The organism is Microvirga sp. VF16 (genome assembly GCF_016864375.1).
Taxonomy (GTDB): Bacteria; Pseudomonadota; Alphaproteobacteria; order Rhizobiales; family Beijerinckiaceae; genus Microvirga.
The window spans coordinates 2,651,067-2,666,035 of sequence record NZ_CP069354.1 but is presented as its reverse complement, the minus strand read 5'-3'; the positions used below and the strand labels follow the sequence as shown (position 1 = coordinate 2,666,035).

Genomic DNA, 14,969 nt, shown 5'->3' with positions numbered 1-14,969 from the left:
GCCTTTTCACCCAAAGTCGAGCCCTCGCCTGAAGCTCCGCTCGAATTCCCCACTTGCCGGATCACGCATTCCAGGTTAGCTTCTTATTGCAAATAATTTGCAACTGCAGAAAGAGACCATGGACCAATCGGCCCCCATTTCCCTTGTTCAAAAGGCCGCCTGGCGGCGCTCCCGGGACCTGCCCTCCCTGCCGGAGGTCAATCGCTCGATTGCAGTGCGGCCGGGATCGACTTGGCGGCGGGCAGCAGCATTTCTGGGACCGGGCTATCTGGTGGCCGTGGGCTATATGGACCCGGGCAACTGGGCCACCTCCATCGCCGGCGGGTCAAAATACGGCTACGCTCTGCTCTCGGTGGCACTGATCTCCAACATCATGGCGATCATCCTGCAGTCGCTCTGTGCCCGGCTGGCGGTCGCCACGGGCCGCGACCTCGCCCAGGCCTGCCGGGACGCGTATCCAAGGCCGGTCGCCTGGGTTCTATGGGCTCTCGCAGAACTTGCCATCTGTGCCACAGACTTGGCCGAGGTCATCGGCACGGCGATCGGCCTCAACCTCCTTTTCGGCATTCCATTGGAGATCGGCGTCATCATCACGGCGCTGGACGTGTTCCTGATCCTCTATCTGCAGAATCTCGGTTTCCGTTGGGTTGAAGCATTTATCATCACTCTGCTCGGCGTGATTGCCGTCTGCTTCGGCATCCAGATCGCCATGGCCGATCCGGACTGGGCCGGCGTGATCACCGGATTTGCCCCGACGACCGAGATCGTCACCAATCCCGACATGCTCTACCTGGCACTTGGCATCCTGGGCGCGACGGTGATGCCGCATAACCTCTATCTGCATTCCGGCATCGTACAGACCCGCGCCTATGGCGACACCTTGAGCGAGCGGCGCGAAGCCTTACGCTTTGCGACCCTCGACTCGACCATCGCCCTGATGTTCGCTCTCACCATCAATGCATCCCTGCTCATCCTAGCGGCCGCTGCCTTCCACCATACGGGCCGGACGGAGATCGCCGAGCTCGGGGAGGCGCACACCCTCCTCCAGCCGATTCTCGGCAGCGCCATCGCGCCGATGCTCTTCGGCCTGTCACTTCTCTGCTGCGGCCTGAACTCCACGGTGACGGCGACCATGGCGGGGCAGATCGTCATGGAGGGCTTCATCAACTTCAAGATGGCACCCTGGATGCGCCGCCTCATCACCCGCGGCATCGCCATCATTCCCGCGGCCGGCGTCACCATCGCCTATGGTGAAAGTGGCACGGCGAAACTCCTGATCCTGAGCCAAGTCATCCTGAGCCTTCAGCTCCCCTTTGCCGTCATCCCGCTCGTGACCATGACCGCCTCGAAAGCCAAGATGGGCGCTCTCGTTACCCCGCGCTGGCTCACCGCCATCGCAGGACTCATCGCCGCGGTGATCGTGGTGCTGAACGTGAAGCTGTTGGTAGATTTCGCCTTGGGTTGAAGGCAGCGGAGTTTACTGCATCCGTGCCAGTGACAGGCCGGAGCGCCATGTCAAATCCACGATCAGCCCTGCCGGAAGGATCGCCAGACTTGGCGTCGTCGGAAACCCCTGCCGCGTCCAAAAGATCCGCGACCCAGTGGTTGCACACGCGAAACAGATTGAAATGGCCTTTGGCTTTATAGAACAGGCTCGGCCCATAGAGGCCGGGACCTAATTCCTGGGGCCGTAGCCCCTCGTCCGGGGCGAAGGATTCTTCGATCTTTTGCCCGAGGCGGGCAAAGCCCTCCGGCGAGAGCCTGATTCTCACGAGATCAGATGTGGGAAAGGCCCATTCTGGCTCCTTCTCCAGTCCGACGACGTGAAGGACGCTTCCCTGCCCCTGTCCCGTGAGCGCGAGCCAGGCGAGACGCCACTGGAACTCGTCTGTCGTCGGCGTTGCGCGATAGAATTCGGCATCGCCCCATCCGAATTCGATCCACTCATAATGCTGGAATCGGGAGGCGATCGAGATCAGGGCCGGCAGCCCCTTGGCACTCCCGAGATTAGCCACCTGTTTTCGGGGCAGCACCAATCCCGCGTGATAGCCGTTGCTGACGAACGCGACCTCCAGACCATCCCGCCCGGCGGGAAAAATATTCGGATCGCCATGTCGTGCAGTCAGCACGACCAGGCCAACTAATACGAGAAGAAGGGCGATAACGCCCTTCAGTCCGTTTTGCAGAATAGGCCTCAACCGGCGTCCCTGAGGCGCCCGAGCGCCTCTTCCATCTTCGCCTTGCGGGTCAGGGCCTCGTCGCGGCGTTCACGCTGCTCCTCGACCACCTCTTCCGGTGCGCGCTTGATGAAATCCGCGTTCCCGAGCTTCGCGTCGATCTTGCCGACCTCCACGTCGAGTTTTTGGATTTCCTTGGCGAGGCGCGCGCGCTCGGCATCGAGATCGATCACGCCTTCCAGCGGCAGGGCTGCCACTTCACCCCGGATGAGGAGCTGGATCGAGCTCTTCGGCGCCGCATCGGCAAACGAGATGTCGGAGAGGCGCGCGAGGCGCTTCACGATATCGCCCCAGCGCCCGGCGCGAGCCTTCACACCCTCAGAGGATGCCACGAGGACGAGCGGGATCTGCGCGCCGGCCGGCACGTTCGTCTCCGAACGGGCAGAACGGATTTCGGTGACGAGATCGACTACCCAACCGATCTCGGCCTCCGCCTGCGGATCGATCAGATCATCGAGTTTCGACCAGGGAGCGAGGGCCAGGATCGTCTCTCGCTTCGGGCCCTCCTGCCCTTTCACCTCCCAAAGCTCCTCCGTGAGGAAAGGCATGATGGGGTGCAGGAGCTTACAGATCTCGTCGAGGATGAACGCGATGGTGGCGCGGGTCTCGTCCTTCGCAGGAGAATCCGCACCCTGCAGGACGGGCTTGGACAGTTCCAGCGTCCAGTCACAGAACACGTTCCACACGAAGCGATAAGCCGCGCCGGCAGCTTCGTTGAACTTGTAGCTCTGGATGCCCGAGGCCACTTCGTTGATCGCCTTGGCGCATTCGCTGAGCGCCCATTTGTTGAGCGTCTCCTTCACCGATTTCGGATCGAAGCCGGCAACGCGCCTGCACTCGTTCATCTCGGCGAACCGGGCCGCATTCCAGATCTTGGTCGCGAAGTTGCGGTAGTTCTCGACACGCTGAACCGACAGCTTGATGTCGCGTCCCTGCGCTGCCATCGAGGTCAGCGTCATGCGCAGCGCATCTGCGCCATACTGCTCCACCACGTCGAGCGGATCGATGACGTTGCCTTTCGACTTCGACATCTTCGCGCCCTTCTCGTCGCGGACGAGGGCGTGAATATAAACCGTGTCGAAGGGCACTTCGTCCATGAAGTGCATGCCCATCATCATCATCCGGGCGACCCAGAAGAAGATGATGTCGAAGCCCGTGACGAGCGTATTCGTCGGATAATAGCGCTTCAGCTCCGGCGTCTCGTCCGGCCAGCCGAGCGTCGAGAACGGCCAGAGCGCCGAAGAGAACCAGGTATCGAGCACGTCCTCGTCGCGCTTGAGCGACACGTCCCGGCCATTCTTGGCACGCGCCTCGGCTTTTGCCTCTTCCTCGCTCAGGGCGACGAAGACATTGCCCTGGTCGTCATACCAGGCTGGGATCTGATGGCCCCACCAAAGCTGGCGCGAGACGCACCAGGGCTCGATGTCTTCGAGCCACTGGAAGTAGGTCTTCTCCCAGTTCTCGGGCACGAACTTCGTTTGCCCCTTGCGCACGGCGCCGAGCGCGCGCTCGGCGAGCGGCTTCACGTTCACGTACCATTGATCCGTGAGGTAGGGCTCGATCACCACGTTCGAGCGGTCGCCATGCGGGACGGTGTGGGCGTGCGGCTCGATCTGGACGAGAAGCTCGCGCTCCTCCAGCATCAGGACGATGCGCTGGCGCGCCTCGAAGCGGCCGACGCCGTCGAGTGCCAGCACTTCCTTGAGATCGTCCGTCTGCTTAAGGCCCTGCAAGAAGGCTTCGTTACCGGCGAGTGCCAGTTGCGCCTCGGTGCCGAAAATGTTGATGAGCGGCAGCTTGTGGCGTTTGCCGACCTCAAAATCGTTGAAGTCGTGCGCAGGCGTGATCTTCACTGCGCCGGTGCCCTTCTCCGGGTCGGAATATTCGTCGGCCACAATGGGGATGCGGCGGCCGACCAGCGGCAGGATGGCGAACTTGCCGACCAGATCCTTGTAGCGCTCGTCCTCCGGATGAACCGCCACGGCCACGTCGCCGAGCATGGTCTCCGGGCGGGTCGTGGCGACTGTGATGGAGCGGTCGGGCATGCCCTCGATGGCATAGCGGATATGCCAGAGACTGCCCTTCACCTCGACCTGCATGACTTCCAGGTCCGAAATCGCGGTCTGGAATTTCGGATCCCAGTTCACAAGGCGCTTGTCCTTGTACATCAGACCCTGCTTGTAGAGGTCGACGAAGACCTTCAGCACGGCGCGGGACAGGCCCTCGTCCATGGTGAAGCGTTCGCGCGACCAGTCGCAGGAGGCGCCGAGGCGCTTGAGCTGGCGCACGATGGTGCCGCCGGACTCCTCTTTCCACTCCCAAACGCGCTTGATGAACTCGTCACGGCCGAGGTCACGGCGCTGGATCTGGCGCTCGGCCAGCTGGCGCTCGACCACCATTTGCGTGGCGATGCCAGCATGGTCCATGCCCGGCTGCCAGAGCACGTCCTTGCCCCGCATGCGCTCGAAGCGGCAGAGAATGTCCTGGATCGTGTTGTTGAGGGCATGCCCCATATGGAGCGAGCCTGTCACGTTCGGCGGCGGAATGACGATCGTATAGGGTACCGCGTCCTGGCGATCCGCACGGCCGGCCTTGAAGGCCTCAGCCTCTTCCCAGCGGGTGGAAATGCGCGCTTCGACAGCGGAGGGATCGAACGTCTTGTCCATCATGATGAGTACCGGCCTTTTGGCGCGAATAACGCGCAAGCAAGACGGCTACAAACCGGACGGATCGGTCGAAGTCAACAGAGGGGCGACAATCTGAGCGCATCGGGCATCAAAAGCGCCCTCTGCAGGTCCTCTGATGGCTCAGCCCCGGCAGCGGGTCACGCGCTCGATTTCGTCTCGCACCAGCCGCTCGACCAGGGAAGGAAGATTGTCATCGAGCCATGCCTTCAGCATGGGCCGCAGCATCTCCTTCATGAGATCCTCTACCGTCTGAGGCTGGCTTGGCTTCAAGGAATCACTCAGCCGGCCGAAGGCATCGGAGACCGAGGCGCTGGCCTCATGCGAGATGAGAAAATCGGTCGTTGCAGGCTCGTTTGTCGCGACTGGGGTAACCGCTTTCCGGGAAGATTCTTGGAGAACAGCCGGAGCCGGAGCTCCCTCTTCCCGTTCGCGAAGGATATGGCGCCCCTCCACGATATCGTCCCCGGGGTGCGTATCCGCGACTAGGATCTCCCCACGGCTCCAAGGTCCGAGCACCGGCTCATTGGGGCCTGCGGCGATCAGTGGAGACATATGAAGCTCGGCAATGTCGAGCACATTATTCAGAGGTGAGGAACTCGGCTCCTCGGGTCCGGAGGGTTGCAGCGCCTCATCATCAGAGATGATACGCCGGATGGAAGCCAAAATTTCTTCCATCGATGGCTCATTAACCTTCAGGCTCGCAGAACCCATAGCCGCATCCAAACTAAAATACGCAAGAATCACATTCGAACGAATGTAAATGAAGTATTTTACGCAACCTTAAAGAAAACAAGCGGGGCCAGAACTTTTTGGTTCTGGCCCCGAAACTTATCAACGACCGTCAGGTGTGCTCGTACCGATCCAGAGATCTTTGACCTGATCGTAATGGATCTTCGGGCTGTAGTGATTAACCTTCAGCGCGAGAGCCCGCGAGTTGAGGCGGCCCATCGCATTGACGAGGCTGTAGGAAGCCACCACTCGGTCGCGCTGGGCCGTGATGAGATTCACACGGGCATTCAGCAATTCCTGCTGAGCGTTCAAGACATCGAGGGTCGTGCGCTGACCGACGCGAGCCTCTTCGCGCACACCGCTGAGTGCCGTCTCGGCGGCGTCGATCTGGGCCTGAGCGGCGACGATCTGAGCGCGAGCCGCTTCCAACCGCCCCCAAGAGGAGCTCACGGCGGCGCGAACCTGATCGCGCACGGAATCGGCTTCGAGGCGGCGCTGCCCAGCCACTTCCTTGGCCTGGCGGGTCGCGGCATAGGCTTGACCGCCTTCGTAGATCGGCACGGTCAACCGCGCGACCACGGAAGCCGAAAGTGCGGCATCACCTTCCTGCTGCCGGTCATAGCGCTGATCGACGGCTCCGGCGACACCCAATTGCGGAGCAAGAGCGCCCTGCTCGATCTTCACCTGCAGCTCGGCCACATCGACAGCGTGCTGACGCGCCTTGATGGCCGGATGCTCGTTCAGGGCGACTTTCAGGGCCGCATCGACGGTGCGGGGCGTCAGGCGATCAAGGGGACGCCCGGGCGCCAACTGCGCAGGTTCGACACCCACGACCTGCCGGTAGACGGCGATGCTGTTGCGCAAGGTCGCCTCGGCCAAGCTCGCTTCGGACCGAGCAGCCGCAAGACGGGCTTCCGCCTGAGCGACGTCCGTCCGGGTCACTTCGCCGACGTTGAAGCGGTCCTGGGTCTGGCGCAGCTGCTCGTCGATGACTTCGACGTTATTGCGCTGCAGATCGAGAATGGCCGTATCTCTCAGGACATCCATATAGGCGGTAGCAGCGTCGAGCAGGATGCTCTGCTCGGTGCTGTTCAGGGTTTCCCGGGAACCGAGGACGGAGGATTCCGCCGCGCGGACCCTGTTGGTGGTCCGAAAGCCGTCGAAGATCGTCTGATTAAGCTCGACCCCGAACCCACGGGGATTCAGTACGGTCGTATTCGTCGTATTCGGCGCGAACCGCGACGCAGGCGTCTCGGCTGATACCCAGGACCGGCTGACATCGGCCGTTCCATTGATCGTCGGACGGTATCCAGACTTGGCCTGGGCGACCGTTTCATCCGTCGCGCGGACATTCGCGCGCTGAACATTCAGGTCCGGATTGTTGCCATAAGCGCGTGCCAGGGCACTTTCCAAGGTCTCCGCCGATACCCCGTCGGGGCCCATCAGCACGAACACCGAGGTCATCGCCCCAAAGAGCAAGCGATACGTCTTCTTGGAATGCTTCTTCTTCACGCGCACCTGCCTAGCGACCGAAACGGAATAACCGCAAGAGACGCCATTTTCAGAAACCACTGCGATTCAAAGCGCAACAATACCCAAGGGAACAGAGTCGGCAACAACGCGTTAGGGCCAACTCGATTTTAGCTTGGGAGTGGCGCAAAAAAGCGACACTATCAACGGGAGGAAATTAAGAATTTGGAAGGGATTAGAACGTGAAGCCCGGAGTCTGGACAAAAGGCGCCAGAAGAGGTGCCGCGGCTTCGAACAGGCTGCGTTCGCCAAGGGCATCGCCAGAGCGGACATAAAGCGTCGCGCGGGCAGCCCGCCCCCGCCCCTTCACACAGACGAGGCGGCCACCTTCGGCCAACTGCTGGAGAAGTGCGTCCGGACGAACCTCGACCGAGCCGTTCAGGACGATGGCGTCATAAGGACTGTTGGCAGCATAGCCTTGCTCAAGAGGACCCGTCACGACAGTGACATCGCCGACACCGGCAGCGCTCAGGCAGTGCTTGGCAGCAGCAGCGAGAGTGTCATCCGCCTCAAGGGCCGTCACCTGAGCGCCAAGCTTGCTGAGAACCGCTGAGGAGTAGCCGCGGCCGCAGGCAATATCGAGAACCTTGTCACCGGCATCGATCTCGAGTGCTTGGATCATACGGCCGAGGATCATCGGAGAGAGCATGTAGCGGCTCTCGCCGCTGTCGCTGACAAGAATGTCCTGGTCGATATAGGCAAGGCTTTCGCGACCTGGGAGCACAAAAAGCTCTCTCGGAACGCTGTCCATGGCATCCAGAAGGGGCATGTCGTTCACATCGAAAGTGCGCAGCTGGCCATCAACCATCATGCGGCGCGCTTGGGTGAAATCGACCATGGATAGTGCCTTCAGAATTTTGTTGGAGGCCTCGCCCGGAATCGAACCGGGGTGCAAGGATTTGCAGTCCTCTGCGTAACCACTCCGCCACGAGGCCATCCGGGGCGTGTCGCGACCGCGACGGCTGCTCCATAGCAACCATCCCCCCAAAGAGCAACAGGCCCTTTTCGGTCCCGTGCGCCAACAATGCACTTGCAACCGTCGAAACCCGTGCTATATGCCTCCCACCTCGCCGACGGACACGTCCCTGGAGACCTCCGAGGCGCTCAAGAAGCTCAATTCAAGGCTTCTTCGAAAGGTATGGCTTATTCCGGCGTGGCGCAGCGGTAGCGCAGCGGACTGTTAATCCGTTGGTCGTAGGTTCGAATCCTACCGCCGGAGCCAACCTTCCTCTCCCGATCAAATCCTGACCAAGCCGGGTATAACTGTCGCGATTTCGCGTCACAGTCGAGGTCCGCAATCGGCTGCGCGTCCCCCTTACCCATACTTGCCGGCGGCAAGCGTCGCAGGTTCGATCATCGCGGGTTCGAATGCGGGCGCTCTCAGGCTCGGTCGGTACCCGCCGGTTATGGCTTGACCATCGAACCTCCTTGCCGTCAGCATCGCCGCTCTCTTTCGAACGGGGCAATTATGACCGCCACGACGCTTCTCTTCCGCGACGATGCTTATGCCACCTCCTGCGAGGCGAAGGTCCTCGGGATCACGCCGGAGGGTGGAATCATTCTCGACCGTACGATCTTCTACGCCCAGGGTGGCGGCCAGCCGGGCGACACCGGCGTGTTGGTGATGTCGGGCGGGGAGAGAATCGAGATCGCGAACACGGTCTACGGCACCGATCGGTCTCAGGTGGCTCATCTCATCGGCCCGGAGGCGGCCTCCCGCTTGAAGGAAGGCGAGACCGTTACGCTCCAGCTCGACTGGCCTCGTCGCCTGAGACGCATGCGCGTCCACACGGCGCTCCACCTGCTCAGCGTCGTTCTGCCCTACCCGGTCACCGGCGGCGCCATCGGTGAGGGCGACGGCCGGCTCGATTTCGATATTCCCGATGCCGGGCTGGATAAGGCCGAGATCACGGAGAAGCTCAACGCTCTCATTCAGCGCGACGCACCGGTCACCGAACGCTGGATCACGGACGAGGAGCTCGACGCCAATCCGGGTCTGGTAAAGACGATGTCGGTGAAGCCGCCGCGCGGATCCGGCCGCGTGCGTCTGGTGGAGATCGAGGGAATCGATCTGCAGCCCTGCGGCGGCACCCATGTCCGCCACACCGGCGAGATCGGCGCGGTCCTGGTCACCGATATCGAGAAGAAGGGCAAGCAGAACCGCCGCGTTCGCATGTCCCTGGTTGATTGAGCCAATCTTTTAAGGAGCCGCCATGTCCCAGCCTTTCGTATCGACTGCCTGGCTGCAGGAGCATTTGAACGATCCGAACATCGTGATCGTCGACGGCTCCTGGTATCTTCCAACCCAGAACCGGGATCCACAGGCGGAATATCTTGCAGGCCATATTCCGGGCGCGGTGCGCTTCGACATTGATACGGTGAAGGACACATCGTCCTCCCTGCCCCACATGCTGCCGTCACCGGAAGAGTTTGCCAAAGCCGTGGGGGCCATGGGCATCGGCGAGGACATGACCATCGTGGTCTATGACGGTGCAGGCCTCTTTGCAGCGCCACGCGTCCGCTGGACGTTTCAGGTCTTTGGCGCGCGCGACGTCTCGCTCCTCGACGGCGGCTTTCCGGCCTGGAAGGCTGAGGGAAGGCCCATCGAGATGGGACCGGAGAAGCCCCGCGCACCTCGAACCTTCACCCCCTCCTTCAACACCTCCGCCGTTGCCGATGCATCGGCGGTCCAGGAGGCCCTGCGCTCAGGATCGGCGCAGGTCGTCGATGCACGCCCGGCGGACCGCTTCAGAGGTGAAGCGCCTGAACCCCGTCCTGGCCTTCGCGCCGGTCACATGCCGGGCAGCCTCAACCTGCCCTTCGGCGCGATCATCGAAAACGGGCGGCTGAAGGACAAAGCGGGGTTGGAGAAAGCCATTGCGGAGGCGGGCATCGATTCCGGCCAGCAGGTGATCACGAGCTGCGGCTCCGGCGTCTCGGCAGCGATCCTCGGCGTCGCCTTCGAGGTGGCGGGCCGTCCGATCAAGGCGATCTATGACGGCTCCTGGTCTGAATGGGGCGCGCGAGAGGAGCTACCGGTGGAAACGGGACCGGGAAAGAAGGGCTAGAGGATCGATCTCTTAAGGAGCGCATCGTTCGGGGCGGAAAACCGGGTCCACTTTTCGCTGACGCGGCCCTCTGGGTCCGCACGATGCGCTAGGCGGCCTTGGTCAGCATTTTCGCAACGGCACCGACGATCTGTCGGAGTTGGACCGGCTTCTCCAGTCGCTCGATACCGCTGAACTCCTGCGGGATGACCTTCTGGTCGTAGCCGGTAGTGAATACGAACGGGATGCCCCGGCCCTTTAGGATCTCGGCCAGCTTGAACGACGGTCCAGCCCCGAGGTTGATGTCGACTACGGCCGCATCGGGACGCTGCGCCTCCAGTTCAGCCCGCGCGGCCTCCTCGGTCGGGAACGGGCCCATGACCTCCGCCCCGGCCCCCTGGAGAGCCCGCACGGCGTCTGAGGCCAGATAATAATCGTCCTCCACCACTAGAATGCGGTGGCCGCCGAGATCCGCTTCGCCTGACATGTCGAGTGCTCCTCCGAAGACCGATGCCCGTTGCGGGGCTCCCGTCTCCAGGACGCTGGGCCCTTCCGTGAGCGGGAATTCCAGGTGGCATTTGGCGCCGCCGGGCTCGATGACAACCCGTCCTGTTCCCCCAAGTTCGTAGGGGATGCGGCCCTCGATCAGCTCGCTGCCGAAGCCGCGTCGGCGAGGCTCATCAGACGCAGACCGAGGCCGTTCGGGCGTGCCTTCCTCCGTCCAATCAAAGCGCAGCCAAGGTCCGCCGTGCTTCTCGAAGGCGGCCCATCGCACAGTGGCCCGGCCATTCGGAATAGAGAACGCGCCATATTTGAGGGCATTGGTGGCCAGTTCGTGGACAGCAAGCGTCAGGATTTCCGCCGCCTTGGGCGAGAGCGTGATGTCGGGACCCTTGAGGACATATTGGCCCTCGTGCTGCGCCCGCACGCTCACTTCCTCGTGCACGATGGTCGCGATTCCAACGCTGGTATTGGCTGTGCGGGTCAGTAGCGTCTGCACCCTGGCCAGGGCGAGGAGCCGCCCCGCCAACAGAGCCGCATATTCCGGCACGCTCGCCGGTTCCGGGAAGCCAATCGATCATCGTGCCCGTCCCATCTGCCAGGACGCGTTCGACGGCCACATCGCTATATGCGCCTTACACTCCAATGGCAGCTCTCGACCATAGCAGATGCGCTCAAGGGCGCGTCAATGTCACCTATTCAGCCTCAAAAGACGGCGATGACAGAAGGCGTGATGGCCGAGGCTTAGCTTTACTCCAATTAACCTCCCAAGGAGACGTAACCGGCGCTAAACCTGAATGATCATGGCTTCTTCGCCGGCCCAAATAAAAAGGCCCTGGACAATGCCGGGACCTTCTGCATTTCAACTGATCTGCCTTAGTGCAGGATCTGGGACAGGAAGAGCTTGGTGCGCTCGTGCTGCGGGTTCTTGAAGAACTCGTCGGGCGTGTTCATTTCCACGATCTGCCCGTAATCCATGAAGATCACCCGGTCGGCGACCTGACGGGCAAAACCCATTTCGTGGGTGACGCAAAGCATGGTCATGCCCTCGTCGGCGAGGCCGACCATGGTGTCGAGCACTTCCTTCACCATCTCAGGGTCCAGAGCCGAGGTCGGCTCGTCGAACAGCATGATCTTCGGGCTCATGCAGAGCGAGCGGGCGATCGCCACGCGCTGTTGCTGGCCGCCGGAGAGCTGGCCCGGATACTTGTTCGCCTGCTCCGGGATCTTGACCCGCTTCAGGTAGTGCATGGCGATCTCTTCCGCCTCTTTCTTGGGCATCTTCTTCACCCAGATCGGCGCAAGCGTACAGTTCTCGAGAATCGTCAGATGCGGGAAGAGGTTGAAATGCTGGAACACCATGCCGACATCGCGGCGCACCTCATCGATGCGCTTCAAGTCGTTGGTGAGTTCCGTACCGTCGACGATGATGCGGCCCTTCTGGTGCTCTTCCAGTCGGTTGATGCAGCGGATCATCGTGGACTTGCCGGAGCCCGAGGGGCCGCAGATCACGATGCGCTCGCGGCGGCGCACATTGAGATTGATGTCACGCAGCACATGGAACTCGCCGTACCACTTGTGCACGTCGATCATCTGAACGGCGGCTTCGGCTTTGGGATCGATTTCGACGGAGCGGATGGTTTGAGATGACATTGTGGTCGCCATGAATGTTTACCGTTTCTGACCAGCCGCAAGGCGCCGCTCGACCCCGAGCGAGTACCGCGACATGCCAAAGCAGAAGATGAAGTAGAACAGGGCCGCGAAGGCATAACCCGTGATGCCGATAGTCGGAGCCGCCCAGTTCGGGTCGATGCGCGAGGCCTCGATGGTCTTCACCAGATCGAAGATGCCGACGATGGCGACAAGCGACGTATCCTTGAACAGGCCGATGAAGGTGTTCACGATGCCGGGGATCACGATCCGCAGGGCCTGGGGCAGGATGATGAGGCTCATCATCTGCGGATAGTTCAACCCTAGGGACATCGCGCCTTCGTACTGGCCTTTCGGCATGGCCTGAAGGCCGCCGCGCACCACCTCGGCCATGTAGGCGGAGGCGAAAAGCGCCGTGCCGATGAGAGGCCGCAGCAGGCGGTCCACCGTCATGTCGCCGGGCAGGAAGAGCGGCAGCATGGTGTTGGCCATGATCAGCACCGTGATCAGCGGCACGCCGCGCACGAACTCGATGAAGATCACCGAGGCCATCCGCAGGATCGGGAGTTTCGAGCGCCGGCCCAGGGCCAGCAGAATGCCGAAGGGCAGCGAGACCACGATACCCACCGTCGCGACGAGCAGTGTCACGAGGATGCCGCCCCACAGGGAGGTAGGAACATGGGCCAGGCCGAAATCGATATCGACGACGGCAAGCGTAATGCCGATCACCGCGACGATCCCGCCGCCCATGATAAGCGCCGGACGCATGGCGGTCTTGAGGAGCGCGGCAAAGAAGGCGAACAGGGCAATCACCAGCGCTCCGAAGATCGCAAACCAGATCCAGAAGCGCGCACCGAAATCGGCATTGCCGCCGGTCAGGAGGACGTAGGAGACGACCGGGAAGATCCAGAAGAAATAGACCGCCCCTAAGTCACGGCGCGGGGCCCTGAGCCACAGCAGCCAGCCGACGCCGATGGCCAGAAGCGCGAAGAAGATGTCCACGCGCCAGCGCTCGGAGACCGTATAGGAGCCGTAGATGAAGTAGTTGATCTTGTCGAAGATGAAGGCCCAGCAGGCGCCGGCCTCGCTGCCACCCGCATCGGCACGGCAGGCAGCCCGGTCGGTACCGCTCCAGACCGCATCGATGAACAGGAATCGCACCAGCGGCGGAACGGTGACGTAGAGGAGGTAGAAAACCACCAGTGTCAGGATCGTGTTGAAGGGACCGGAAAACAGGTTCTCCCGGACCCAGGCGATGGGGCCGCGAGCCAGATTCGGCGGAGGCAGCGCGTCCACCTGCTTGGCGCGGACGAAACGAGGCATATCGACGGCGGTGCTCATGCGATCTCCTACCGTTCGACGATCGCCACGCGGCGATTGTAGATATTCATGATGAACGAGGTCACGAGGCTGATCGTCAGATAGACGCCCATGGTGATGACGACGACTTCGATGGCCTGGCCGGTCTGGTTGAGCACGGTGCCCATGAAGACCTGCACGAGATCCGGATAACCGATGGCCACGGCCAGCGATGAGTTCTTCGTCAGGTTCAGATACTGGCTGGTCAGCGGCGGAACGATGACGCGCATGGCCTGCGGGATCACCACGAGGCGCAGGGTCTGTCCGGGGGTGAGGCCAAGGGAGCCCGCCGCTTCCGACTGTCCCTTCGATACGGCGAGAATGCCGGCGCGGACGACCTCGGCGATGAAAGCTGCGGTATAGGTGACGAGGCCGAGGAGCAGCGCCACGAATTCCGGCAGGATTTGCATACCGCCCGTCAGGTTGAACGTACCCTTGCGTGGCAGTTCGAAGGTGATCGGGTTGGCACCGGTCAGGGCAAGGATGATCCAGGTCAGGATCGGCAGACCGAGGATCAGAGCGAGCGTGACTTTGCCGACGGGATATTGCCGCCCGGTCTGCTCTTGCTGCTTCTTCGCCCAGCGACGGTACAGGAACGTGCCGACGAGGCCGATCATGAGAGCCGCGACGAGAATCGAGATGTTGCTGCCCCAGATGGGCTTGGCCATGAAGAGGCCGCGGGAATTCAGATAGAACCCTGCGCCCATCTCGAGCGAATTGCGCGGCTGCGGCAGGGTGCCGAGAACGGCGATGTACCAGAACAGCAGCTGCACCAGCAGCGGGATGTTGCGCAGCACCTCGACATAGACCATCGCGACCTTCGCCACCATCCAGTTCTTGGACAGGCGTGCGATGCCGATGAGGAAGCCGAGAATGGTGGTGAAGAAGATGCCGATGGCCGATACCAGCAGGGTGTTCAGAAGGCCGACGAGGAAGGCATCGCCATAAGTTCCGCCGGCCGCGCTGAACTGGATCAGCGTCTGGCTGATGTCGAAGCCCGCGGTGTTGTTCAGAAAGCCGAAACCGGAGGCGATCTTGGCGCGCTGCAGGTTCTCGATGGCGTTGGTCGCAGCCGCATAAAACAGGAAGACGACCGCGAGGACGAGTACGACCTGATAAAAGATTCCGCGAACCTTCGGATCGTAAAGAAACGATTTTTTGGGGGGCGATGTCTGACTGACAACGGTCTGCACTGAGTTCATCCTCTGACGGCTTTTTTATTTTATACC

Annotated in this window: 12 protein-coding genes and 2 tRNA genes; 4 read left to right on the top strand and 10 right to left on the bottom strand. The window is 61.8% G+C overall.

All coding sequences use genetic code 11. The annotated features are described in order from the left end of the window. Positions 1–118: 118 nt before the first annotated feature. The gene (locus tag JO965_RS12540; protein WP_203443923.1) at positions 119–1,465 is read left to right on the top strand and encodes an Nramp family divalent metal transporter; all 1,347 of its coding nucleotides are present in this window, start codon (positions 119–121) and stop codon (positions 1,463–1,465) included. On the opposite strand, the gene JO965_RS12535 is transcribed toward JO965_RS12540, so the two are convergent. The 6 genes from JO965_RS12535 to JO965_RS12510 form a co-directional block, all read right to left on the bottom strand. Beyond that, positions 1,404–2,198, bottom strand: a complete 795-nt coding sequence (locus JO965_RS12535) for a DUF2459 domain-containing protein (RefSeq protein ID WP_246776842.1) — start codon at positions 2,196–2,198, stop codon at positions 1,404–1,406. The genes JO965_RS12540 and JO965_RS12535 overlap by 62 nt on opposite strands. Then, positions 2,195–4,906: a valine--tRNA ligase gene (locus JO965_RS12530; RefSeq protein WP_203443922.1), complete on the bottom strand. Its 2,712-nt coding sequence runs from the start codon at positions 4,904–4,906 to the stop codon at positions 2,195–2,197. Before JO965_RS12530 ends, JO965_RS12535 begins: the two co-directional genes overlap by 4 nt. 138 nt (positions 4,907–5,044) lie before the next feature. Beyond that, on the bottom strand, positions 5,045–5,476 hold the full coding sequence (locus tag JO965_RS12525) for a PopZ family protein (protein ID WP_371826878.1): 432 nt from the start codon (positions 5,474–5,476) through the stop codon (positions 5,045–5,047). Between the two features lie 279 nt (positions 5,477–5,755). Next, entirely contained in the window at positions 5,756–7,117 is a 1,362-nt protein-coding gene (locus tag JO965_RS12520) for a TolC family outer membrane protein (protein WP_246776879.1), read from the bottom strand. 241 nt (positions 7,118–7,358) lie between these two features. Then, positions 7,359–8,021 (bottom strand): protein-L-isoaspartate O-methyltransferase, encoded by a 663-nt coding sequence (locus tag JO965_RS12515; RefSeq protein WP_203443918.1) that lies wholly within the window; start codon positions 8,019–8,021, stop codon positions 7,359–7,361. A 23-nt stretch (positions 8,022–8,044) separates the two neighbouring features. Next, positions 8,045–8,118, bottom strand: a tRNA-Cys gene (locus JO965_RS12510). Positions 8,119–8,330: 212 nt separating this feature from the next. Here JO965_RS12510 and JO965_RS12505 point away from each other — a divergent pair. The 3 genes from JO965_RS12505 (at position 8,331) to sseA (ending at position 10,251) form a co-directional block, all read left to right on the top strand. Beyond that, a tRNA-Asn gene (locus JO965_RS12505) sits at positions 8,331–8,405 on the top strand. 246 nt (positions 8,406–8,651) lie between these two features. Next, positions 8,652–9,374, top strand: coding sequence for an alanyl-tRNA editing protein (locus JO965_RS12500; RefSeq protein WP_203443917.1), 723 nt, complete (start codon positions 8,652–8,654; stop codon positions 9,372–9,374). A 22-nt stretch (positions 9,375–9,396) separates the two neighbouring features. Beyond that, positions 9,397–10,251 (top strand): 3-mercaptopyruvate sulfurtransferase, encoded by an 855-nt coding sequence (sseA, locus tag JO965_RS12495; protein WP_203443916.1) that lies wholly within the window; start codon positions 9,397–9,399, stop codon positions 10,249–10,251. An 88-nt stretch (positions 10,252–10,339) separates the two neighbouring features. Here the strand turns inward: sseA and JO965_RS12490 are convergent, their stop codons facing one another. The 4 genes from JO965_RS12490 to JO965_RS12475 all read right to left on the bottom strand — a co-directional run bounded on the left by JO965_RS12490 (position 10,340) and on the right by JO965_RS12475 (position 14,942). Then, complete coding sequence (locus JO965_RS12490; protein ID WP_246776840.1) at positions 10,340–11,281, bottom strand: HWE histidine kinase domain-containing protein; 942 nt, start codon at positions 11,279–11,281, stop codon at positions 10,340–10,342. 326 nt (positions 11,282–11,607) lie between these two features. After that, on the bottom strand, positions 11,608–12,324 hold the full coding sequence (locus tag JO965_RS12485; protein ID WP_371826877.1) for an amino acid ABC transporter ATP-binding protein: 717 nt from the start codon (positions 12,322–12,324) through the stop codon (positions 11,608–11,610). 78 nt (positions 12,325–12,402) lie between these two features. Then, positions 12,403–13,722, bottom strand: a complete 1,320-nt coding sequence (locus JO965_RS12480) for an amino acid ABC transporter permease (RefSeq protein ID WP_203443914.1) — start codon at positions 13,720–13,722, stop codon at positions 12,403–12,405. An 8-nt stretch (positions 13,723–13,730) separates the two neighbouring features. Next, entirely contained in the window at positions 13,731–14,942 is a 1,212-nt protein-coding gene (locus JO965_RS12475; RefSeq protein WP_203443913.1) for an amino acid ABC transporter permease, read from the bottom strand. Positions 14,943–14,969 lie beyond the last annotated feature (27 nt).